Origin of the sequence: Citrobacter sp. wls829, from assembly GCF_005280825.1 — a bacterium.
Classification (GTDB): domain Bacteria; phylum Pseudomonadota; class Gammaproteobacteria; order Enterobacterales; family Enterobacteriaceae; genus Citrobacter; species Citrobacter gillenii.
The window spans coordinates 25,258-47,819 of the sequence record NZ_SZWP01000050.1 but is presented as its reverse complement, the minus strand read 5'-3'; the positions used below and the strand labels follow the sequence as shown (position 1 = coordinate 47,819).

Below are 22,562 nucleotides of genomic sequence, written 5' to 3'. Positions count from 1 at the left end.
TGAGGAATGGAAATGAGTTATAAGACAGTTGCCGCGCTGGCCTTCACCAGCATGTTTAGTCTCAGCACCTTCTTAAGCCCGGCATATGCCGAAGAACAGGAAAAAGCGCTGAACTTTGGCATTATTTCGACCGAATCACAGCAAAACCTGAAGCCACAGTGGGAACCGTTCCTGAAGGACATGGAAAAATCGCTGGGCGTAAAAGTGAATGCCTTCTTCGCCCCGGACTACGCCGGGATCATCCAGGGCATGCGCTTTAACAAAGTCGATATCGCCTGGTACGGCAACCTCTCGGCGATGGAAGCGGTGGATCGCGCCAATGGACAGGTCTTCGCCCAAACCGTCGCGGCAGACGGATCGCCGGGTTACTGGAGCGTATTGATCGTCAATAAAGACAGTCCGATCAACAATCTGAACGATCTGATCGCCAAACGTAAGGATCTAACCTTCGGCAACGGCGATCCAAACTCCACCTCGGGCTACCTCGTCCCTGGTTACTACGTCTTCGCGAAAAACAACATTGCTGCCAGCGACTTCAAGCGCACCGTTAACGCCGGGCATGAAACTAACGCCCTGGCCGTCGCCAACAAGCAGGTGGATGTTGCCACCAACAACACCGAAAACCTCGACAAGTTAAAAACCTCTGCACCGGAAAAATTGAAAGCGCTGAAGGTGATCTGGAAATCGCCGCTGATCCCAGGCGATCCGATCGTCTGGCGCAAAAACCTCTCCGAAACCACCAAGGACAAGGTGTACGACTTCTTCATGAGCTATGGCAAAACGCCGGAAGAGAAAGCCACGTTGGAACGCCTGGGCTGGGCGCCGTTCCGTGCCTCCAGCGATCTGCAACTGGTACCGATTCGCCAGCTGGCGCTGTTTAAAGAGATGCAGGGCGTGAAGGACAACAAGGGCCTGAACGCGGAAGAGAAAACCAGCAAAACCTCGGTGATTAAAGCACAACTGGATGATCTCGACCGCCTGACCGCCGCGCTGGGTGCCATGACCAGCGTAAATAAAGCGGTGCAGTGATTTGTAGGCCTGATAAGCGCAGCGCCATCAGGCAATCGCGTAAATGCCGGATGGCGGTGCAAACACCTTATCCGGCCTACAACGCAAACACCTGTTCCAACGGAGCCAAATATGCAAACCATCACCGTCGCCCCGCCCAAGCGTAGCTGGTTCTCGCTGCTGAGCTGGGCCATTCTTCTCGCCGTGCTGGTCGTCTCGTGGAAAGGGGCCGAAATGGCTCCACTCACGCTGATCGAGGATTCCGGCAATATGGCGGCCTTCGCCGCTGACTTCTTCCCGCCGGACTTCAGCCAGTGGCAGGACTATCTCAGCGAAATGGCCATCACCCTGCAAATCGCCGTCTGGGGGACCGCCCTCGCCGTGGTGCTGTCGATTCCTTTCGGCCTGATGTGCGCCGACAACCTGGTGCCGTGGTGGATTTACCAGCCGATGCGTCGCCTGATGGACGCCTGCCGCGCCATCAACGAAATGGTCTTCGCCATGCTGTTTGTGGTTGCGGTCGGTCTCGGGCCATTCGCCGGGGTGATGGCGCTGTTTATCCACACCACCGGGGTGCTCTCCAAACTGCTTTCCGAGGCGGTAGAAGCCATTGAGCCGGGCCCGGTCGAAGGCATTCGCGCCACGGGTGCTAACAAGATTGAAGAGATCCTCTACGGCGTACTGCCGCAGGTCATGCCGCTGCTCATCTCCTACTCGCTGTACCGCTTTGAGTCTAACGTCCGCTCCGCCACGGTGGTCGGCATGGTTGGCGCAGGCGGCATCGGCGTGACGTTATGGGAGGCGATTCGCGGCTTTCAGTTCCAGCAAACCTGCGCCCTGATGGTGTTAATCATCGTCACCGTCAGCCTGCTGGATTTCCTCTCTCAGCGTTTGCGTAAGCACTTCATCTAATCAGCGAGGCATTGATTGCTATGCACTTGTCTACACATCCGACCAGTTATCCGACGCGTTATCAGGAAATTGCCGCCAGACTTGAGCAGGAGCTTCGTCAACATTATCGCTGCGGTGACTACCTTCCGGCCGAGCATCAGCTTGCCGCCCGCTACGCGGTCAACCGCCACACGTTGCGCCGCGCCATTGACCAGTTGGTCGAACGCGGCTGGGTGCAGCGTCGTCAGGGCGTCGGCGTGCTGGTGCTGATGCGCCCGTTCGATTACCCACTGAATGCCCAGGCGCGCTTCAGTCAGAACCTGCTGGACCAGGGCAGCCATCCCACCAGCGAGAAGTTGCTGGCGGTGCTGCGCCCGGCCTCGAGCCATATTGCCGACGCGCTCAGCGTCACCGAGGGCGACAACGTCATCCATTTGCGCACCCTGCGCCGGGTGAACGGCATCGCGCTCTGTCTTATCGACCACTATTTTTCCGACCTCACCCTCTGGCCGCTGTTGCAGGGCTTTAACCACGGCTCACTGCACGACTACCTGCGCGAGCAGTTGGGTCTGATGTTGCTGCGCACGCAAACACGCATCAGCGCCCGCCGCGCGCAGGCCAAAGAGAGCAAGGTACTGGAAATCCCCAACATGGCGCCGCTGCTGTGCGTGCGCACCCTGAACCACCGTGAAGGCGAAGAACACGCGACGGAATACTCCGTCAGCCTGACCCGCGCCGACATGATCGAATTCACCATGGAGCACTGAATGCACCTTGATACCGCCACCCGCCAGCGCTGGATGCGCGCGCTGGCTTACAGCAACGCTGAAGACCTGAATGCGCGCGTCAACGCGCTGAAACTGACACCAGAATATGAACTTATCCGCGCACCGGAAAGCGGGCTGATGCAGATCCAGGCCCGCATGGGCGGCACCGGCAACCGTTTTTTTGCCGGTGATACCACGATAACGCGCGCCGTCGTACGCCTGAAGAGCGGCACGCTGGGTTATAGCTACCTGCTGGGACGCAACAAACCCCACGCCGAGCAGTGCGCCGTGATTGACGCACTGCTGCAGGAACATACGTATTTCCAGAGCGTAATGGAAACCTTAATTACCCCGCTGGAAGCGGAACGCGATGCGCTAATTAACGCTCGCCGTGCCGAAGTCAACGCCAGCCGGGTCGACTTCTTCACACTGGTACGCGGAGATAACGCATGACACGATCTACGGCACTACAGAGCGCCTTTAATTTACCCGTCCAGGATGCGCAGCAGTGCTTTCGTCACCTGCTGAAAGCCATGAGCGAACCGGGGGTGATTGTCGCCCTGCATCAGCTGAAACACGGCTGGCAGCCGCTGGGTCTGGCGACCACCAGCGTGCTGCTGACCCTGGTCGACGGTGACACCCCGGTGTGGCTGGCTCCAGCCATGGATAACGACATTGCCCGACAGAACCTGCGTTTTCACACCAATGCCCCACTGGTAGAACAACCGCAGCAGGCAGCCTTTGCCATCGCCGACAATCGTATTAGCAGCGAACAGCTCAACGCCCTCTCTTCCGGTTCCGCCGTAGCACCAGAGACCAGCGCGACCCTGATTGTGCAGATCGCGGGCTTAAGCGGCGGACGCATGCTGCGCCTGACCGGGGCAGGTATCGCCGAAGAACGGATGATCGCCCCGCAATTACCGGAATGCCTGATTCATGAACTGACCGAGCGCCCGCATCCGTTCCCGCTGGGGATTGATCTGATCCTCACCTGCGGCGAACGGCTGCTGGCTATTCCGCGAACCACCCACGTGGAGGTGTGCTGATGTACGTTGCCGTCAAAGGGGGCGAGAAGGCAATAGCCAACGCCCACGCGCTGCAGGAGAACCGACGCCGGGGCGATGCGCACATTGCCGAACTGAGCGTGGCGCAAATCGAACAGCAGATGAACCTCGCCGTTGACCGGGTCATGACTGAAGGCGGTATCGCCGACCGTGAACTGGCGGCACTGGCGCTCAAGCAGGCCAGCGGCGACAACATTGAAGCCATCTTTTTGCTACGCGCTTACCGCACGACGCTGGCAAAACTGGCGGTGAGCGAGCCGGTCAACAGCGCAGAGATGCGCCTGGAACGGCGTATTTCCGCCGTCTACAAGGATATTCCCGGCGGGCAGTTGCTGGGTTCAACTTACGACTATACCCACCGCCTGCTTGATTTCACTCTGCTGGCCAACGGCGAGACGCCGCCGCTGCGCGCCGCGGAGAGTGAACAGGATGCCGCCCCGCATGTCTTCTCCCTGCTGGCAAATCAGGGGCTGGCGAAGCACGAAGAGGACGACGGCGCTCAGCCCGATGACATCACCCGCACGCCGCCGGTGTACCCCTGCTCGCGCGCCTCGCGCCTGCAACAGCTAATGCGCGGCGACGAAGGGTATCTGCTGGCGCTGGCTTACTCCACCCAGCGCGGCTACGGGCGCAATCACCCGTTTGCCGCCGAGATCCGCAGCGGCTATGTGGCGCTGGAAATAGTAGCGGAAGAGCTAGGATTTGCGGTAAACGTCGGCGAACTGCTGATGACCGAATGCGAAATGGTGAACGGCTTTGTCGCGCCAGAAAATGACTCTCCCCATTTTACCCGCGGCTACGGGCTGGTGTTCGGCATGAGCGAACGCAAAGCGATGGCAATGGCGCTGGTAGACCGCGCCCTACAGGCACCCGACTACGATGAAACGGTCACGGGACCGGCGCAGGACGAAGAGTTCGTGCTGGCGCATGCGGATAACGTCGAGGCGGCGGGTTTTGTTTCCCACCTCAAACTCCCCCACTACGTCGATTTCCAGGCCGAGCTGGAACTGCTCAAACGCCTGCAACAGGAGGCCGTCCGTGACCGCTAATCTTTCCGGCTACAATTTTGCTTATCTCGATGAACAAACGAAACGCATGATCCGCCGGACACTGCTGAAAGCGGTCGCCATTCCGGGGTATCAGGTACCGTTCGGCGGGCGTGAAATGCCCATGCCCTACGGCTGGGGCACCGGCGGTATTCAGCTTACCGCCAGCGTGATAGGTGAAGCTGACGTGCTGAAGGTCATCGACCAGGGCGCGGATGACACCACCAACGCGGTGTCCATTCGCAACTTCTTCAGGCACGTAACCGGGGTAAACACCACCGACGCGACCTGCGACGCGACGCTTATTCAGACCCGTCACCGCATCCCGGAAACGCCGCTCACGGAAGATCAGATTATTATTTTCCAGGTGCCGATCCCCGAACCGCTGCGCTTTATCGAGCCACGCGAGACGGAAACCCGCACCATGCACGCGCTGGAAGAGTACGGCGTGATGCAGGTGAAGCTGTATGAGGATATCGCCCGCTTCGGCCATATCGCCACCACCTACGCCTATCCGGTCAAGGTCAACGGGCGCTACGTGATGGATCCGTCACCCATCCCAAAATTCGACAACCCGAAAATGGACAGGATGCCCGCGCTGCAGCTGTTCGGTGCCGGGCGTGAAAAACGCATCTACGCCGTACCGCCGTATACCCGAGTCGAGAGCCTCGATTTCGACGATCACCCGTTTACCGTGCAGAGCTGGGATGAACCCTGCGCCATCTGCGGTTCCACCCACAGCTATCTCGACGAAGTGGTGCTCGACGACAGCGGCAAACGGATGTTTGTCTGCTCCGACACCGATTACTGCCGCCAACAGAGCGAGGCCCTTAGCCAATGACGCAACCGCTGCTTTCCGTCAATAACCTGACCCATCTCTACGCGCCGGGCAAAGGCTTCAGCGATGTCTCTTTTGACCTGTGGCCTGGCGAAGTGCTGGGCATTGTGGGCGAGTCCGGTTCCGGCAAAACAACCCTGCTGAAGTCGATTTCCTCGCGCCTGACGCCGCAGTCTGGCGAAATTGTGTATCAGAACCGTTCGCTGTACGGCATGAGCGAAGCCGACCGTCGCCGCCTGCTGCGCACCGAATGGGGCGTAGTACATCAGCACCCGATGGACGGCCTGCGCCGTCAGGTTTCGGCGGGCGGTAATATCGGCGAACGCCTGATGGCCACCGGCGCACGCCACTATGGCGACATTCGCGCTACCGCGCAGCGCTGGCTGACCGACGTCGAAATTCCCGCCTCGCGCATCGACGATCTGCCCACCACCTTCTCCGGCGGCATGCAGCAACGTTTACAGATTGCCCGCAACCTCGTCACCCATCCCAGGCTGGTATTTATGGATGAACCCACCGGTGGGCTGGACGTCTCGGTACAGGCCAAACTGCTGGACCTGCTGCGCGGCCTGGTGGTGGAACTGGATCTGGCCGTGGTGATTGTCACCCATGATTTGGGCGTGGCGCGCCTGCTGGCAGACCGTTTACTGGTGATGAAACAGGGTCAGGTGGTGGAAAGTGGATTAACCGACCGCGTGCTCGACGATCCGCATCATCCGTACACCCAATTGCTGGTGTCGTCGGTGTTGCAGAACTGATTTTTTGTTGTGCCGGATGGCGGCTGCGCCTTATCCGGCCTACAGGTGCGTTTTTTGTAGGCCGGATAAGCGCAGCGCCATCCGGCAATAAGAACCATGAGGCTCAAATGATCCGCGTAGAAAATGTCAGTAAAACCTTTGTACTGCACCAGCAAAACGGCGTACGCCTGCCGGTGTTGCACAACGCCACTCTGGACGTAAAAAGCGGTGAGTGCGTGGTGCTGCACGGTCACTCGGGCAGTGGGAAATCAACGCTGCTGCGTTCGCTGTACGCCAACTATCTGCCGGACACCGGCCATATTCATATTCAGCACGGCGACGAGTGGGTGGATCTGGTGCAGGCTCCGGCGCGGAAAGTGCTGGAAGTGCGCCGTTCCACCATCGGCTGGGTCAGCCAGTTCCTGCGCGTGATCCCCAGGGTCTCGGCGCTGGACGTGGTGATGCAACCGCTGCTGGATCTGGGCGTCTCCCGCGACGTGTGTGCGGCCAAAGCGGCGCGCCTGCTGGAACGTCTGAACGTCCCGGAAACGCTGTGGCATCTCGCCCCATCGACCTTTTCCGGCGGTGAGCAGCAGCGCGTCAACATTGCGCGCGGGTTTATCGTCGATTACCCAATTTTACTGCTCGATGAGCCCACCGCGTCGCTGGATGCCAAAAACAGCGCCGCCGTAGTGGCACTGATAGAAGAAGCCAAAGCGCGCGGCGCGGCAATTGTCGGTATTTTTCACGATCAAACCGTTCGCGACCGCGTGGCGGACCGTTTGCACCTGATGGGAACCACAGCATGATTATCAATAACGTAAAGCTGGTGCTGGAAGACGAAGTGGTACAGGGATCGCTGGAAATGGAGGGCGGCGTGATTCGCGCCTTTACCGAAAGCCAGAGCCGTCTGCCCGAAGCGCTGGACGGTGAAGGTGGCTGGCTGCTGCCGGGGCTTATCGAACTGCACACCGATAATCTCGACAAATTCTTCACCCCGCGCCCGAAGGTGGATTGGCCCGCGCATTCGGCGATGAGCAGCCATGACGCGCTGATGGTCGCCAGCGGCATCACCACCGTGCTGGATGCAGTGGCGATTGGCGATGTTCGCGACGGCGGCGATCGCCTGGAAAATCTGGAAAAGATGATCAATGCGGTGGAAGAAACGCAGAAGCGCGGGGTCAACCGCGCCGAGCATCGTCTGCATCTGCGCTGCGAACTGCCGCACCACACCACCCTGCCGCTGTTTGAAAAACTGGTCGGGCGCGAACCAGTGACGCTGGTTTCACTGATGGATCACTCGCCGGGCCAGCGCCAGTTCGCCAACCGCGAAAAATACCGGGAATATTATCAGGGCAAGTATTCACTCACCGATGAGCAGATGGCCCGCTACGAAGAGGAGCAGTTAGCCCTCGCGGCGCGCTGGTCACAGCCCAACCGGACCGCCATCGCGCAGATGTGTCGCGAACGCCATATTGCGCTGGCAAGCCACGACGACGCTACCCATGACCATGTTCTCGAATCACATCAACTTGGCAGCGTGATCGCCGAGTTTCCCACCACCTTTGCAGCCGCAGAGGCTTCACGCCAGCACGGCATGAATGTGCTGATGGGCGCACCCAATATCGTGCGCGGCGGCTCGCACTCCGGCAACGTCGCGGCGCATAAGCTGGCTGAACTGGGGCTGTTGGATATTCTCTCCTCTGATTACTACCCCGCCAGCCTGCTCGACGCCGCGTTTCGTGTAGCGGACGACGATGCCAACCGCTTCACGCTGGCGCAGGCGATTCATCTGGTGACCCGTAATCCGGCGCGGGCGCTGAATCTCGACGATCGCGGTGTTATCGCCGAAGGTAAACGCGCGGATCTGGTGCTGGCGCACCGCAAAGGCGATCACGTGCATATCGACCACGTCTGGCGGCAGGGAAAAAGGGTGTTCTGACTATGGGAAAACTGATCTGGCTGATGGGGCCGTCCGGCTCCGGTAAGGACAGCCTGCTGGCCGAACTCCGCCAGCAGGAACAGGCGCAACTGCTGGTGGCGCATCGTTACATTACCCGGGCCGCCAACGCCGGGAATGAAAACCATATTGCGCTGAGCGAACAGGAGTTTTTTACCCGCGCCGGACAGAACCTGCTGGCGCTGAGCTGGCATGCCAACGGCTTGTACTACGGCGTCGGCGTGGAGATTGACCTCTGGCTACACGCCGGGTTTGATGTGGTGGTAAACGGCTCCCGCGCCCATCTGCCACAGGCAAAATCACGCTACGGCGCGGCGCTGCTGCCGGTCTGTTTGCAGGTATCACAAGACGTGTTGCGCCAGCGCTTACTGGCGCGCGGGCGAGAAAATGAAACGGAGATTGTCGCCCGTCTTGAACGTGCAGCCCGCTATGCGCCAGAGGACTGCCATACGCTAAACAATGACGGTAGTCTGCTACAGTCAGTGAATACATTGCTCACACTGATGGGACGTAAGCATTCTTATGCCTGAGAGCGCACGGACCCGTAGGCCGGATAAGACGCCTGCGTCGCCATCCGGCTATACATGACCAGGGGAGCAACAATGAGCTTAACGATCACTTTAAGCGGCACTGGCGGCGCGCAGCTGGTGCCGGTTTTTGGCTGCGACTGCCGCGCCTGCCAGCGGGCGCGTTTACAGTCGCAATATCGCCGCCGCCCCTGCAGCGGCGTGGTCAAATTCAACCATGCCGTGACGCTGCTCGACGCGGGGATCCCGCATCTGATGGACGACTGGCCCGCCGGCAGCTTCCGCCAGTTTCTGCTCACCCACTACCATATGGATCATGTGCAGGGACTGTTTCCGCTGCGCTGGGGCGTGGGGAAAACGATCCCGGTATACGGGCCGCCGGATGAACAGGGTTGCGACGATCTGTTTAAGCATCCCGGCATTCTCGACTTCAGCCACACCGTCGAACCGTTTGTGGTGTTTAATTTGCAGGGGTTGCAGGTGACACCGCTGCCGCTCAACCACTCAAAGCTGACGTTTGGCTATCTGCTGGAAACCGCGTACAGCCGCGTGGCGTGGCTTTCTGATACCGCCGGGCTGCCCGACAAAACGCTGACGTTTCTGGGCAACAATCAGCCGCAGGCGATGATCATCGACTGTAGCCATGCCCCGCGCACGCAACCACCGCGCAATCACTGCGATGTAAATACCGTGATTGCGCTCAATGACATTATCCGCTGCCCACGGGTGATTCTGACCCACATCAGCCATCAGTTCGACGAGTGGCTAATGCATAATCCGCTACCGACAGGCATCGAAGCCGGGTATGACGGCATGGAGATTGTGCTGGATTAAGCGGAGACACTTCATAATAAGACTTGTTAACAGGTCTTTCTCATCCTATATTAAGACCAGTTAAATGGTCTTAAGGAGCGATTATGCCACATATCATTTTAAGCGACACCACCGCCAGCGTGAGTGAGCTAAAAAAGAACCCGATGGCGACTGTTAGCGCAGGGGATGGGTTTCCGGTCGCAATCCTGAACCGTAACCAGCCCGCCTTTTATTGTGTTCCCGCTGAGCTTTACGAAAAAATGCTTGATGCGCTGGACGATCAGCAACTGGTTAAATTAGTCCATGAACGGAGCCAACAGCCACTGGTGGATGTTGATCTGGACAGCTATTTATGAGTTATACGGTAAAATTCAGGGAAGATGCGCTGAAAGAATGGCAAAAATTGGATAAAACCATTCAGCAGCAGTTTGCCAGAGAACTCAAGAAATGCGGTGAAAATCCGCATGTCCCCTCCGCGAAGCTCAGGGGAATAAAAGATTGCTATAAAATCCAACTACGCACTTCAAGGTTCCGTCTTGTTTATCAAGTTATTGACGACACCCTGGTCATCGCTGTCGTTGCCGTCGGTAAACGCGAGCGTAGTGAAGTTTATAATCTTGCCAGCGAAAGACTACGTTAACGATCGTAATCGTCTTCCATTCTACGTTCTTCATCTTCCAGCTGACGCCGTTCCTGATCGAGCCGACGCTGGCGGTCATCCAGCTGCCGACGGCGGTCTTCAAACTGGCGGCGACGATCGTCATATTGCCTGCGGCGATCGTCGCTTACCTGGCGTTGCCAGCTTTCGTCGCGCGAGTCGTCGTAATCCCGATTATTATCAGGCTTATAGGCATCGCTGACGGCGCGTTGAATATTGCCAATGGCGTCATCAATAATATCCGCCTGCGCCGACACGGTAGTCAGCATCAGCAAACTGAAAAAAAAGATCGTCGGGGAGCGTGTCATAAACCAGCCTCAAAAAGAAACTCGCCCCACGGTAATCAAAGCGCTTGCTCACGAGTAGCGGAGGAATCTCAATTGCGCGGATGACGCAGCGCCTGCGCCAGCTCCCCGCGGGTAAACGGTTTTCGCAGTAGCGCCACCTCCGGCAGTGCCGGGTTGTGTGCCGGACGCAAATCCTGACCGCTGATCAGAAGGATACTCAACTGCGGGTAATGCTTTAGCGCATGGTTAACCACATCCACGCCGCTTAATCCACCGGGCAGCATGAGGTCGCTGATCAGAATGTCGATCTCTGAAGATGCGGCAAGCAAGTGCATCGCCTGCTCGCCGTTGGCGGCCTCCAGCGTCAGATAACCCAGCAGGTGGAGCTGCTCACACAACGTCTGGCGCACATCGGCCTCATCTTCGAGCACCAACACCAGTTTCTCACCGCTGTTCGCCGCGTGTTCCACCACAGGGATGTCCTGAGGCTGCACCGGCACAATGGCGCGCGGAAGCTGTAACCGGACCGTGGTCCCTTGCCCCGGCGCGCTCTCAATTTCCACCCGACCACCGGACTGACGCACAAAACCGTACACCATCGACAGCCCCAGTCCGCTGCCGCTGCCGGTCTGTTTGGTGGTGAAGAACGGTTCAAAGACCTGCGCTTTGATCTCCTGCGACATCCCACAGCCCTGGTCGGCCACCTCCAGCATCACCATGTCCTGCTTGCGTCCGTCGCTGCGCGTGACCCGCTGATTCCAGCTGCGAATTTTAATCGTACCCGCCTGCCCGTCCATCGCATCACGGGCGTTCATCACCAGATTAATAATGGCGTTTTCCAGCTGGCTGACGTCGATCCACGCCGGCCAGGCGGGTGACTGCGCTTCAATCTCCAGCGTCAGCGTCGCCGGTAGCGAATGGCGCATCAGCTCCCCCAAGTTCTCCAGCAACGTTTTCAACTCCACCGCATGTGGGTGCAGCGATTGCTTGCGCGAAAAAGCCAGCAGTCGCTGGGTCAGTAGCGCCCCGCGCTCGGCGGCTTTTAGCGCCCGGTTGATACGCGGCGCATCGGGCGAGTCCGGACTGACCAAATCCAGACTGCCAATAATCACTGCCAGCAGGTTATTGAAATCATGCGCTAATCCACCCGTTAACTGCCCCACCGCCTTCAGCTTTTGGCTGTGCAGTAACGCTTCTTCCAGCCCCTGACGCTCGGTGCGGTCGATTTCCATCTGCGTTGTTTTTTCTTTCAGCAGCCGAGTGGTGTGTTCAAGCGACGCCGTATTGCGGGCAAACACGCTAAAGGCGCGCGCCAGCTCTCCCAGCTCATCGCGCCGCTGCAGGGCCGGCACGCTGACGTCCGATTCGCCATGCGCCAGCCGGGTCATCGCCCGCGAGATAGCCGTCAGGTTCGAGCCTAAGTTGCGGTAGATATACCAGCCGGCAAAGCCGGTGATCACCACCGCCAGCAGCGCAAAAATCATGATAAACAGCACGCCGGACTGCAGTTCCTGATGGCTTTGCGCCACCCGCTGCTCGGAGATACTCGCCACCTGTGAGACATACTGGTTGATATCGCTGTTGAGGATCGCCACCAGCGCTTTGATATGGAACATATACCAGCTGATCGCCAGGTCACTCTGCTCCAGCGCGGACGAAAGCGGCTCCAGCTTATGCAGTTCCAGGTTGAAGTCGCTAAGAATACGACTCACCAACTGGCTGGGGTTTTGCAGAACAAGCGCGGGCATCACGCCGCCCAACTGTTTAATTACCGAACGCGGCGTCGGCGTTTCAATAGCGGCAACGATCAGGCGGTCCATCTGCCTCAGCAGCGCGTCATCCTGCGCGCCGGTGAGTTTTTGCAGATGGCGTAAATAACTTTGATTCTGGTACAGCGAACTGAGCAGAGCATTACGTTCCAGATGCCGCAACTGCCCGCGCTGCAGCATGCCTTCCACACTGCTTTGCAGTTCGTTACTGCGCTGGATAATGCGCTCGACCAGCCCCGGTTCCTGCTGCGCCAGCGGGGCGCTGGCCAGCTGTTCCAGCGAATGCTTGAGCGCGCGCTGGGTCTCCTGTAGCCGTTCCGCTTCACCTTTGTATTCCAGCGCCCCCACGACCTGTGAGAGTCGCACCGCCGCCGTCGCGACGTTCGCCGTGTCGCGCGCCAGATTCATGCTGCCGGTCATGTCATCAACGGTTTGCTGTTGCACCTGTTCCTGGATCTGGCTGGCGTGCTGAAAGCCCAGCACCGCCACCCCGCTGACCATCAGCGTGACCGCCACCACCAGCAGATTGAAGAACAGCAATCGCCCGCGCGCACTGGCGAAAAAGTGACGTCCGGGTTGCGGCATATCACGCTCCATGAAGAAAAATCGCAATATGACAAATATGAACGGCTTCTGACATTTTGCATTTACATTCCTGTGATGGACTGCTGATATCGGCCACCCCGCAGGAGATCCGTTATGAGCAAGACACCGGTTCTGGAGATGCGCAACATTGCCAAAGCATTCGGCAAATTTTACGCGCTGAAAGGGGTCGATTTAACGGTGTGGTCCGGCGAAATCCACGCCCTGATGGGTGAAAACGGCGCCGGGAAAAGCACCCTGATGAAGATCCTCGCCGGGGCCTATACCGCCACCAGCGGTGAGATCTTAATTGACGGTCAGCCCTTTCATATTCGCGGACCCAAGGATGCGCTGAGCGCTGGCATCACGCTGATTTATCAGGAGATGCAGCTCGCGCCAAATCTGACGGTAGCGGAAAATATCTTTCTTGGCAGCGAACTGTCGCGCGGTGGTCTGGTACAGCGCAAAGAGATGGTGATGCAGGCGCAAAAGGTCATCGACCGGCTCGGGGCGCAGTTTAAGGCCAGCGATCGGGTCATGACGCTGACCATCGCCGAGCAGCAGCAGGTCGAAATCGCCCGCGCCCTGCACCGTAACAGCCGCATCCTGGTCATGGATGAACCCACCGCCGCCCTCTCTTCACGTGAAACCCACCGCCTGTTTGAGCTGATCATGCGCCTGCGTGATGAAGGGATGGCAATTATCTACATCAGCCACCGCATGGCGGAAGTATATGAACTTTCGGATCGCGTCAGCGTGTTGCGCGACGGGCAGTACGTCGGCAGCCTGACCCGCGACAAGCTTAACGCCTCTGAACTGGTGCGCATGATGGTCGGCCGCCCGTTAAGCGATCTGTTCAACAAAGAACGCGATATCCCTTTAGGCAAGGCGCGCCTGAACGTGCATCACCTGACCGATGGCAACAAAGTCCAGCCGTGCAGTTTACTGGTGCGTTCCGGGGAGATTGTCGGCCTGGCCGGGCTGGTCGGCGCCGGTCGCTCCGAGCTGGCGCAGCTGATATTTGGCGTGCGCAAAGCCATCAGCGGCATGATTGAAGTCGACGGCGAGCCGGTGGTGATCCACTCCCCGCGTGAGGCCATCGATCACGGTATCGGCTTTCTGACCGAGAACCGCAAAGAACAGGGGCTGTTTTTAGAGCTGGCGGCGGCTGAAAACATCACCATGGCCACGCTGGAGCGTGACGCCAACTGGGGCATGCTGAACCGCAAAAAAGCGCAGACCATCTCCGATGACGCCATTCAGTTGCTCAACATCCGCGTACCCCACGCGCAGGTCCGCGCGGGCGGACTGTCCGGCGGCAATCAGCAAAAATTACTTATCTCTCGCTGGGTCGCGATTGGCCCACGCATTTTGATCCTCGACGAACCCACGCGCGGCGTGGACGTCGGCGCCAAAAGCGAGATCTACCGGATCATGAACGAGATGGCGCGCAAAGGTGTGGCGATCTTAATGATCTCCAGCGAACTGCCGGAAGTGGTCGGCATGAGTGACCGGGTGTACGTGATGCGCGAAGGCAGTATTGCCGGTGAGCTGAACGGACAAAGCATTACTCAGGAAAATATTATGACGCTGGCAACCGGCGTGAACGACTCCCATCATCAGGCGGTGTCCCATGAATAATCCAACCCCTTCCCAGCCGGTGGCCAAATCCGCCTCGGCGAAAAAAATGTTGATGGGCGATCTGATGCAAACGGTCGGTATCTTGCCCATTTTAATCCTGATTGTGGCGGTATTTGGTTTTATCGCACCCAACTTTTTTACCGAAAGTAACCTGCTCAACATCACCCGTCAGGCGTCGATCAACATCGTGCTGGCAGCGGGGATGACCTTCATCATTCTCACCGGTGGGATCGACCTTTCCGTCGGTTCCATTCTCGGCACCACCGCGGTGGCGGCGATGGTCGTGTCGCTGATCCCGGAGCTGGCACTGTTGTCGATTCCGGCGGCATTGATGCTTGGCCTGGCACTGGGGCTATTTAACGGCGCACTGGTCGCCTTTGCCGGACTGCCACCGTTTATCGTCACCCTTGGCACCTATACCGCGCTGCGCGGCGCGGCTTACCTGCTGGCGGACGGCACCACGGTTATCAACTCCAATATCAGCTTCGAGTGGATCGGTAACAACTACCTCGGGCCGATCCCGTGGCTGGTGGTGATTGCGTTGGCGGTCATTGCGGTGTGCTGGTTCATTCTGCGTCGCACCACGTTGGGCGTTCATATTTACGCGGTGGGCGGCAACATGCAGGCCGCACGGTTAACCGGTATCAAAGTGTGGCTGGTGCTGCTGTTCGTCTACGGCATGAGCGGGCTGCTTTCCGGCCTCGGCGGGGTGATGAGCGCCTCGCGACTGTACAGCGCCAACGGCAACTTGGGCATGGGCTATGAGCTGGACGCCATCGCCGCGGTGATCCTCGGCGGCACCAGTTTTGTCGGCGGGATCGGCACCATCACCGGCACGCTGGTGGGGGCGTTGATTATCGCTACGCTCAATAACGGGATGACGCTAATGGGCGTGTCTTATTTCTGGCAACTGGTGATCAAAGGGGCGGTGATCATCATAGCGGTGCTAATCGACAAATACCGTACCCGACACCATCAAAGTGCATAACAACAAAACCCTACAGCTACGAGGAACACAACATGCGTTTGAAGCCATTAGTTACCGCGCTCTGTGCTGGCGCACTGCTTGCCGCGACGCCGTATGTGCAGGCAAAAGAACTGAAATCCATCGGCGTAACGGTCGGCGATCTTGCCAACCCGTTCTTCGTGCAGATAACCAAAGGTGCAGAACTGGAAGCGCGCAAGCTGGCGGGGGATAACGTCAAAGTGACGCTGGTGTCCAGCGGCTACGATCTCGGTCAACAGGTGTCGCAGATAGACAACTTTATTGCCGCTAAAGTCGACATGATCATTCTTAACGCGGCAGATTCCAAAGGCATCGGCCCGGCGGTAAAACGGGCGAAAGACGCGGGGATTGTGGTCGTCGCCGTTGACGTGGCAGCGGAAGGCGCTGACGCCACCATCACCTCCGACAACACCCAGGCCGGCGAAATGGCCTGTAAATACATCACCGACCGCCTGAAAGGGAAAGGCAACGTCGTTATCATCAACGGGCCGCCGGTTTCCGCCGTGCAGAACCGCGTAGAAGGCTGCCAGACCGAGTTCAAACGCCACCCGGACATCAAGGTGCTGTCGCATAATCAGAACGCGAAGGGCAGCCGTGAAGGCGGGTTGGAGATCATGACCGCTCTGCTGGCGGCCAATCCGAAGATCGACGGCGTGTTCGCCATTAACGATCCGACAGCGATCGGGGCCGATCTGGCTGCAAAACAGGCGCAGCGTAGTGAATTCTTTATTGTCGGCGTCGACGGATCGCCGGACGGCGAAGAGGCGCTGAAGCGGGAAAACTCATTATTTGTGGCGACCCCGGCACAAGATCCGCAGGTGATGGCAGCCAAAGCGGTCGAAATCGGCTATGACATATTGCAGGGTAAACCCGCGCCGAAAGAGCCCGTGCTGATCCCGGTGACGATGATCGATAAGAACAACGTCGGCAGCTATAAGGGTTGGACGGTGAAATAAGTCGCCACAACAACGCCGGATGGCGGCAAAAATGCCTTATCCGGCCTACAAGATCGCTATGAATTTGTAGGCCGGATAAGCGCAGCGCCATCCGGCATTATATTAAGGAGAATTCTGTCCATGAAACGCTCCGCAATAAATGAGATTCTGGGTCACACGCGCCAGTTTTTTTCCTTGCACGACGTGCATCTCCCACCCTTCGCCAGCTTCCCACCCACCCAATGGCGCAAACTCGACGCCGGAGCCTGGAGTGAAGTCTTTGACCTCAAACTCGGCTGGGACGTCACCGCATTCGGCGGTGATAACTTTGCCGTCCTGGGCTTAACGCTGTTTACCCTGCGTAATGGTTCACCAAAAGGCATGCCCTATGAGAAATGCTACGCCGAAAAAATCATGCACGTCCGCGATGGCCAGGTGACACCCATGCATTTTCACTGGCGCAAACGCGAAGACATTATCAATCGCGGTGGCGGTAATTTGATTGTGGAACTGTGGAACGCCGGAGTCAGAGAACAAACGGAAGACAGCGACGTCAGCGTAGTGATTGACGGCTGCCGGCAAACGCACGCAGCGGGCAGCCAGCTGCGCCTGACGCCAGGGGAAAGCATCTGCCTGACGCCCGGTCTGTATCATAGCTTCTGGGCCGAAGAAGGGTTTGGCGACGTGCTGGTTGGCGAAGTTTCTTCGGTTAACGACGACGATCACGATAACCATTTCCTGCAACCCATCGCCCGCTATAACGACATTGAAGAAGACGAACCGGCGCTGCTGGTGTTGTGTAACGAATATCGCCTGTTCCGCTAACCAAGGAGCGCATTATGCCGTTGATTTCCCTCGCCGATGGCCTCGCCCATGCTCGCGAGCACCGCTATGCCTTAGGCGCGTTTAACGTTCTGGATTCGCACTTCCTGCGTGCGCTGTTTGCCGCCGCGAAGCAGGAACGATCGCCATTTATTATCAACATTGCCGAAGTGCATTTTAAATATATCTCGCTGGATTCTCTGGTCGAAGCGGTAAAGTTCGAAGCCGCACGCCATGACATTCCGGTGGTGCTTAACCTCGATCACGGCCTGCATTTTGAGTCGGTGGTGCGGGCGCTGCGCTTAGGCTTCAGCTCGGTGATGTTCGATGGTTCTACGCTGGAGTACGAGGAGAATATTCGCCAGACCCGCGAGGTGGTGAAGATGTGCCACGCCGTCGGCGTGTCGGTGGAAGCAGAGCTGGGGGCCGTCGGCGGCGATGAAGGCGGAGCGCTGTACGGCCATGCCGACGAGTCGCTGTTTACCGACCCGATGCTGGCACGGGATTTCGTCGACAGAACCGGCATTGATGCCTTAGCCGTCGCCATTGGCAATGCCCACGGCAAGTACAAAGGCGACCCCAAACTCGACTTCCCGCGGCTGGACGCCATTCGACAGCAGGCGGCAATCCCGCTGGTACTGCACGGCGGCTCCGGCATTAGCGACGACGATTTCCGTCGCGCCATCGAGCTTGGCATCCACAAAATCAACTTCTATACCGGTATGTCACAGGCGGCGCTGGCGGCGGTGGAGTCGCGGATGAACAACCGCCAGCCGCTGTACGACGAATTTGCTGAGCTGCTGCTGGGTATCGAAGAGGCCATTACCGATACCGTCTCCGAACAGATGCGCATCTTTGGCAGCGCGGGGCAGGCCTGATGGAACGCAGAGGCATTATCGCCGCAGGCAACATGCTGGTCGATCATGTGCATCAAATTGTGCAGTGGCCGGAATGCGGTTGGCTGGCGGAGATCACCCACAGCGAACGCGCTACCGGCGGTGCGCCTCTGAACGTGCTGCTGACGCTGGCGAAAATGCACACCGGGCTGCCGCTGCAGGCGGTGGGATTGATCGGTCAGGACAGCGATGGCGACTACATTATGGCGATGCTCGAGCAGTATCACGTGAATCGCCAGCACGTGCAGCGCACCACGTCCGCCCCCACCTCGATGTCGCAGGTGATGACCGACCCGAGCGGCCAGCGCACTTTTTTTCATTCTCCCGGCGCAAACCGGCTGCTGGATCTTCCCGCCTTTGAGCAGCTTGATAGCACGATGAAAATTTTCCATCTCGGCTATCTGCTGCTGCTCGACAGCCTGGACAAGCCGGATGATACCTTTGGCACGCGCAGCGCTCGGCTACTGGCGCAAATGCGCGATAACGGGTTTGAAACATCGCTGGACCTGGTGTCGCGCAAGGGCGATCCGCGCTATCAGCCGCTGGTAATGCCAGCGCTCCGTCATCTCGATTATCTGGTGATCAACGAGCTGGAGGCCGGGGAATTCAGCGGGCTGGCGATCCGCCAGCCTAACGGTGAGCTGCATATCCCGCACATCGCCAGCGCTGCACGTGAGCTGCTGGACGCGGGCGTGCGCCAGCGGGTGGTGATCCACTGCCCGGAAGGCGCCTGGGGCGAAACGCCGGATCGAGACGGCACATGGATCCCTTCGCAGTATCTGGCGCAGGAGGAGATCGTCGGCAGCGTCGGTGCGGGGGATGCATTTTGCGCCGGATTTTTGTACGGCTGCCATGAGCACTGGTCGCTGGAAGAGAGTATCCGGCTGGCGCACGCCTGCGCGCGGGCCAGTTTGCTGTGCGCCAATGCCATCGACGGCGCGAAAACGCTGGCAGAGTTAAAAGCTGGGATGGCTGATGCCTGATGCGCTGCGCTTATCAGGCCTACGTAGCCATTATCGCTTTTGTAGGCTGGATAAGGCGTTTACGCCGCATCCGGCAACTGCACACGATCACGCCGCTTTTTCGTGATGCTGGACGTCAGCGGCAAACACGTATCCCAACCCGCGCAGGGTTTTAATCAGCATAGGCTGATGCGGGTTGGCTTCTATTTTGCGCCGCAGTCGCATGATTAACACGTCGATGGTGCGATCAAACACCTCGACGCTATCGCTGCGCGTCAGTTCCAGCAGCTGCTCGCGGCTCAGCACCCGCCGGGCATTTTGTGCCAACGCCAGCAGCAGGCTGTATTCACCCTGCGTCAGGTCGACTTTCAACTGCTGGGGATTACGCAACTGGCAGCCCGCGGTATCCAGATGCCAGCCATTAAAGGAAAGCCCGGTGGTTTGCGCACCCGAGCCTTCAGGCGTGAGCACGCCTACGCGTCTGAGCACCGCCTTCACCCGCGCCACCAGCACCCGCGCATTGAACGGTTTACCGATGTAATCATCAGCGCCCATTTCCAGCCCGACCACCACATCCGACTCACTGCCCATTCCTGTGAGCATCACTACCGGCAGGCCCGGCCTCATCTTTTGCACCTGTTGCAGCACCATCAGGCCGTTGGTGTCGGGCAGCACCATATCCAGTAAAACCAGCGCAATATCCGGCTGAGTCTCAATGCAGCGCAACGCCGCCTGTCCGGTATGACAGGTCGTCACGGCAAAGACGTGTTCGCTCAGCACATCCTCCAGGAGTGCGCAGATTGTTACGTCATCATCCACAACCAGTATCGCCGGCTTCATTGTTTTTCCCCATCTCGCGCCAACTCAAATGAGTGTGAATGATTCTGCACAGAGTGACAGCGATAAGGCACAAGGACGTGCGGGAAACATAGCCCCGGTCACACTGCCGGGCCGTCACACTTGTAGGATTCGTCACGTCAAATATGACGACAGCCTGTTTTTCGTCAGGGTTTTGCTCAAATGATGCCCGTATTATCGGCCAATGCCCCTGCTAAAAACATGGCATAAAAGATGCATAACAAAAACGACAAGCGCGTATGCGCGATTTGATTAACTGGAGCGAGACCGATGAAAAAAGTCGTCACGGTTTGCCCATATTGCGCATCAGGTTGCAAAATCAACCTGGTGGTCGATAACGGCAAAATCGTCCGGGCTGAGGCGGCGCAGGGGAAAACCAACCAGGGTACCCTGTGTCTGAAGGGCTATTATGGCTGGGATTTTATCAACGATACCCAGATCCTAACCCCTCGCCTGAAAACCCCAATGATCCGTCGCCAACGTGGCGGCAAACTGGAATCTGTTTCCTGGGATGAAGCGCTGGATTACGTGGCAACTCGCCTGAGCGCCATCAAAGCGAAGTATGGCCCGGATGCTATTCAGACGACCGGTTCATCTCGCGGAACGGGTAATGAAACCAACTATGTAATGCAAAAATTCGCACGCGCCGTTATTGGTACCAATAACGTTGACTGCTGCGCTCGCGTCTGACACGGCCCTTCGGTTGCAGGTCTGCACCAATCGGTCGGTAACGGCGCAATGAGTAATGCGATTAACGAAATTGATAACACCGATTTAGTGTTTATTTTCGGGTACAACCCGGCGGATTCCCACCCTATCGTGGCGAATCACGTGATTAACGCTAAACGTAACGGGGCGAAAATTATCGTCTGCGATCCGCGCAAAATTGAAACCGCGCGCATTGCCGACATGCACATCGCGTTAAGAAACGGCTCGAATATCGCGCTGCTCAACGCTATGGGTCATGTCATCATCGAAGAAAAACTGTACGACCAGGCGTTCGTGGCCTCACGTACGGAAGGCTTCGAAGAGTACAGCAAGATTGTCGAAGGCTATACGCCGGAGTCCGTCGAAGACATTACTGGCGTGAGCGCACAGGAAATTCGTCAGGCTGCGCGTATGTATGCATCGGCAAAAAGCGCGGCTATCCTGTGGGGCATGGGCGTGACCCAGTTCTATCAGGGCGTGGAAACCGTGCGTTCACTGACCAGCCTCGCCATGCTGACCGGCAACCTCGGAAAGCCAAGCGTGGGCGTTAACCCGGTTCGTGGCCAGAACAACGTTCAGGGCGCGTGCGACATGGGTGCGCTGCCGGATACCTATCCGGGCTATCAGTACGTTAAGTTCCCGGAAAACCGCGAGAAGTTTGCTAAAGCCTGGGGAGTAGAAAGCCTGCCTGCCCATACCGGCTATCGCATCAGCGAGCTGCCGCACCGTGCGGCGCATGGCGAAGTGCGCGCGGCGTACATTATGGGTGAAGATCCATTACAGACCGATGCTGAACTGTCCGCAGTGCGCAAAGGTTTTGCGGATCTGGAACTGGTCATCGTGCAGGATATCTTCATGACCAAAACCGCCGCTGCCGCAGACGTTATTTTACCGTCTACGTCATGGGGTGAGCATGAAGGCGTCTACTCTGCGGCTGATCGTGGCTTCCAGCGCTTCTTTAAAGCAGTTGAGCCGAAGTGGGATCTGAAAACGGACTGGCAGATTATCAGTGAAATTGCTACCCGTATGGGCTACCCGATGCACTACAACAACACCCAGGAAATCTGGGATGAGTTGCGCGGCCTGTGCCCGGATTTCTACGGCGCCACCTACGAGAAGATGGGCGAACTGGGCTATATCCAGTGGCCTTGTCGCGACACCTCGGATGCCGATCAGGGCACGTCTTACCTCTTCAAAGAGAAGTTTGACACCCCGAACGGTCTGGCACAGTTCTTTACCTGCGACTGGGTTGCGCCAATCGACAAGCTGACCGACGAGTACCCGATGGTCCTGTCGACGGTGCGCGAAGTCGGCCACTACTCTTGCCGTTCAATGACCGGCAACTGTGCGGCGCTGGCGGCATTAGCGGATGAACCGGGCTACGCCCAGATCAACACCGCCGATGCTGAACGTCTGGGCATTCAGGATGAAGAGCTGGTGTGGGTTAACTCGCGTAAAGGTCGTGTCATCACGCGTGCAGCAGTCAGCGATCGTCCGAACAAAGGCGCGATTTACATGACCTACCAGTGGTGGATTGGGGCCTGTAATGAACTGGTCACAGAGAACCTGAGTCCGATTACCAAAACGCCAGAGTACAAGTACTGTGCCGTCAACGTTGAGCGCATTGCCGATCAGCGTGCTGCCGAGCAGTATGTGATTGATGAGTACACCAAGCTGAAAGCCAGTCTGCGCGAAAGCGCGATGGGCTGATCTGCCGGATGGCGGCATGAATGCCTTATCCGGCCTACGACCTGTTTCCACTGTAGGCCTGATAAGATGCGTTGGCA

24 protein-coding genes are annotated in these 22,562 nt (G+C 58.1%); 21 read left to right on the top strand and 3 right to left on the bottom strand.

The genetic code is table 11. The features are described 5' to 3' along the window. Window positions 1-12 precede the first annotated feature (12 nt). The 14 genes from phnD (at window position 13) to FDW88_RS07605 (ending at window position 10,291) form a co-directional block, all read left to right on the top strand. Window positions 13-1,029 (top strand): phosphonate ABC transporter substrate-binding protein, encoded by a 1,017-nt coding sequence (gene phnD / locus FDW88_RS07670; RefSeq protein WP_096758654.1) that lies wholly within the window; start codon window positions 13-15, stop codon window positions 1,027-1,029. 111 nt (window positions 1,030-1,140) lie between these two features. Continuing rightward, a complete protein-coding gene (gene phnE / locus FDW88_RS07665; protein ID WP_137362315.1) occupies window positions 1,141-1,920 on the top strand; it encodes a phosphonate ABC transporter, permease protein PhnE in 780 nt (259 codons plus the stop codon). 20 nt (window positions 1,921-1,940) lie between these two features. Further along, window positions 1,941-2,666, top strand: coding sequence for a phosphonate metabolism transcriptional regulator PhnF (gene phnF, locus FDW88_RS07660; RefSeq protein ID WP_115259669.1), 726 nt, complete (start codon window positions 1,941-1,943; stop codon window positions 2,664-2,666). After that, the gene (phnG, locus tag FDW88_RS07655) at window positions 2,667-3,119 is read left to right on the top strand and encodes a phosphonate C-P lyase system protein PhnG (protein ID WP_137362314.1); all 453 of its coding nucleotides are present in this window, start codon (window positions 2,667-2,669) and stop codon (window positions 3,117-3,119) included. After that, entirely contained in the window at window positions 3,116-3,712 is a 597-nt protein-coding gene (gene phnH / locus FDW88_RS07650; protein ID WP_137362313.1) for a phosphonate C-P lyase system protein PhnH, read from the top strand. The genes phnG and phnH overlap by 4 nt, the downstream gene beginning before the upstream one ends. Further along, entirely contained in the window at window positions 3,712-4,779 is a 1,068-nt protein-coding gene (locus tag FDW88_RS07645) for a carbon-phosphorus lyase complex subunit PhnI (protein WP_096758659.1), read from the top strand. Before phnH ends, FDW88_RS07645 begins: the two co-directional genes overlap by 1 nt. A 46-nt stretch (window positions 4,780-4,825) precedes the next feature. Continuing rightward, window positions 4,826-5,617 (top strand): alpha-D-ribose 1-methylphosphonate 5-phosphate C-P-lyase PhnJ, encoded by a 792-nt coding sequence (locus tag FDW88_RS07640; RefSeq protein WP_249354878.1) that lies wholly within the window; start codon window positions 4,826-4,828, stop codon window positions 5,615-5,617. Beyond that, complete coding sequence (gene phnK, locus FDW88_RS07635) at window positions 5,614-6,372, top strand: phosphonate C-P lyase system protein PhnK (RefSeq protein ID WP_115259672.1); 759 nt, start codon at window positions 5,614-5,616, stop codon at window positions 6,370-6,372. Before FDW88_RS07640 ends, phnK begins: the two co-directional genes overlap by 4 nt. A gap of 107 nt (window positions 6,373-6,479) precedes the next feature. After that, on the top strand, window positions 6,480-7,160 hold the full coding sequence (gene phnL, locus FDW88_RS07630) for a phosphonate C-P lyase system protein PhnL (RefSeq protein WP_117343579.1): 681 nt from the start codon (window positions 6,480-6,482) through the stop codon (window positions 7,158-7,160). Continuing rightward, entirely contained in the window at window positions 7,157-8,293 is a 1,137-nt protein-coding gene (gene phnM / locus FDW88_RS07625) for an alpha-D-ribose 1-methylphosphonate 5-triphosphate diphosphatase (RefSeq protein WP_096758663.1), read from the top strand. Before phnL ends, phnM begins: the two co-directional genes overlap by 4 nt. 2 nt (window positions 8,294-8,295) lie before the next feature. Further along, window positions 8,296-8,841 (top strand): ribose 1,5-bisphosphokinase, encoded by a 546-nt coding sequence (gene phnN / locus FDW88_RS07620; RefSeq protein ID WP_096758664.1) that lies wholly within the window; start codon window positions 8,296-8,298, stop codon window positions 8,839-8,841. A 72-nt stretch (window positions 8,842-8,913) separates the two neighbouring features. Beyond that, window positions 8,914-9,672 (top strand): phosphonate metabolism protein PhnP, encoded by a 759-nt coding sequence (gene phnP, locus FDW88_RS07615; protein WP_137362311.1) that lies wholly within the window; start codon window positions 8,914-8,916, stop codon window positions 9,670-9,672. An 83-nt stretch (window positions 9,673-9,755) separates the two neighbouring features. Continuing rightward, window positions 9,756-10,007, top strand: a complete 252-nt coding sequence (locus tag FDW88_RS07610; protein ID WP_006688247.1) for a type II toxin-antitoxin system Phd/YefM family antitoxin — start codon at window positions 9,756-9,758, stop codon at window positions 10,005-10,007. After that, complete coding sequence (locus tag FDW88_RS07605; RefSeq protein WP_137362310.1) at window positions 10,004-10,291, top strand: type II toxin-antitoxin system RelE/ParE family toxin; 288 nt, start codon at window positions 10,004-10,006, stop codon at window positions 10,289-10,291. The genes FDW88_RS07610 and FDW88_RS07605 overlap by 4 nt, the downstream gene beginning before the upstream one ends. Here FDW88_RS07605 and yjdP read toward each other — a convergent pair. Further along, window positions 10,288-10,617, bottom strand: a complete 330-nt coding sequence (gene yjdP / locus FDW88_RS07600) for a DDRRRQL repeat protein YjdP (RefSeq protein WP_096758667.1) — start codon at window positions 10,615-10,617, stop codon at window positions 10,288-10,290. The genes FDW88_RS07605 and yjdP overlap by 4 nt on opposite strands. A 68-nt stretch (window positions 10,618-10,685) precedes the next feature. Continuing rightward, window positions 10,686-12,950: a hybrid sensor histidine kinase/response regulator gene (locus FDW88_RS07595; protein ID WP_137362309.1), complete on the bottom strand. Its 2,265-nt coding sequence runs from the start codon at window positions 12,948-12,950 to the stop codon at window positions 10,686-10,688. Window positions 12,951-13,064: 114 nt separating this feature from the next. Between FDW88_RS07595 and FDW88_RS07585 the strand changes: the two genes are divergently transcribed. The 6 genes from FDW88_RS07585 to FDW88_RS07560 all read left to right on the top strand — a co-directional run bounded on the left by FDW88_RS07585 (window position 13,065) and on the right by FDW88_RS07560 (window position 19,230). Then, the gene (locus FDW88_RS07585) at window positions 13,065-14,588 is read left to right on the top strand and encodes a sugar ABC transporter ATP-binding protein (RefSeq protein WP_096758669.1); all 1,524 of its coding nucleotides are present in this window, start codon (window positions 13,065-13,067) and stop codon (window positions 14,586-14,588) included. Next, window positions 14,581-15,576, top strand: coding sequence for a ribose ABC transporter permease (locus tag FDW88_RS07580; protein ID WP_115259679.1), 996 nt, complete (start codon window positions 14,581-14,583; stop codon window positions 15,574-15,576). Before FDW88_RS07585 ends, FDW88_RS07580 begins: the two co-directional genes overlap by 8 nt. 32 nt (window positions 15,577-15,608) lie before the next feature. After that, complete coding sequence (locus FDW88_RS07575; protein ID WP_096758671.1) at window positions 15,609-16,550, top strand: ABC transporter substrate-binding protein; 942 nt, start codon at window positions 15,609-15,611, stop codon at window positions 16,548-16,550. Between the two features lie 120 nt (window positions 16,551-16,670). Next, window positions 16,671-17,354 (top strand): D-lyxose/D-mannose family sugar isomerase, encoded by a 684-nt coding sequence (locus FDW88_RS07570; RefSeq protein ID WP_137362308.1) that lies wholly within the window; start codon window positions 16,671-16,673, stop codon window positions 17,352-17,354. A gap of 14 nt (window positions 17,355-17,368) precedes the next feature. After that, a complete protein-coding gene (locus FDW88_RS07565; RefSeq protein WP_117343589.1) occupies window positions 17,369-18,229 on the top strand; it encodes a ketose 1,6-bisphosphate aldolase in 861 nt (286 codons plus the stop codon). Continuing rightward, window positions 18,226-19,230: a carbohydrate kinase family protein gene (locus tag FDW88_RS07560; RefSeq protein ID WP_135912718.1), complete on the top strand. Its 1,005-nt coding sequence runs from the start codon at window positions 18,226-18,228 to the stop codon at window positions 19,228-19,230. The genes FDW88_RS07565 and FDW88_RS07560 overlap by 4 nt, the downstream gene beginning before the upstream one ends. An 87-nt stretch (window positions 19,231-19,317) precedes the next feature. Here the strand turns inward: FDW88_RS07560 and FDW88_RS07555 are convergent, their stop codons facing one another. After that, window positions 19,318-20,049 carry a response regulator gene (locus tag FDW88_RS07555; RefSeq protein WP_115259683.1) on the bottom strand — a complete coding sequence of 244 codons (732 nt, stop codon included), beginning with the start codon at window positions 20,047-20,049 and terminating at the stop codon, window positions 19,318-19,320. 288 nt (window positions 20,050-20,337) lie between these two features. Between FDW88_RS07555 and fdhF the strand changes: the two genes are divergently transcribed. Beyond that, complete coding sequence (gene fdhF, locus FDW88_RS07550; RefSeq protein WP_115259684.1) at window positions 20,338-22,485, top strand: formate dehydrogenase subunit alpha; 2,148 nt, start codon at window positions 20,338-20,340, stop codon at window positions 22,483-22,485. Window positions 22,486-22,562: the final 77 nt, after the last annotated feature.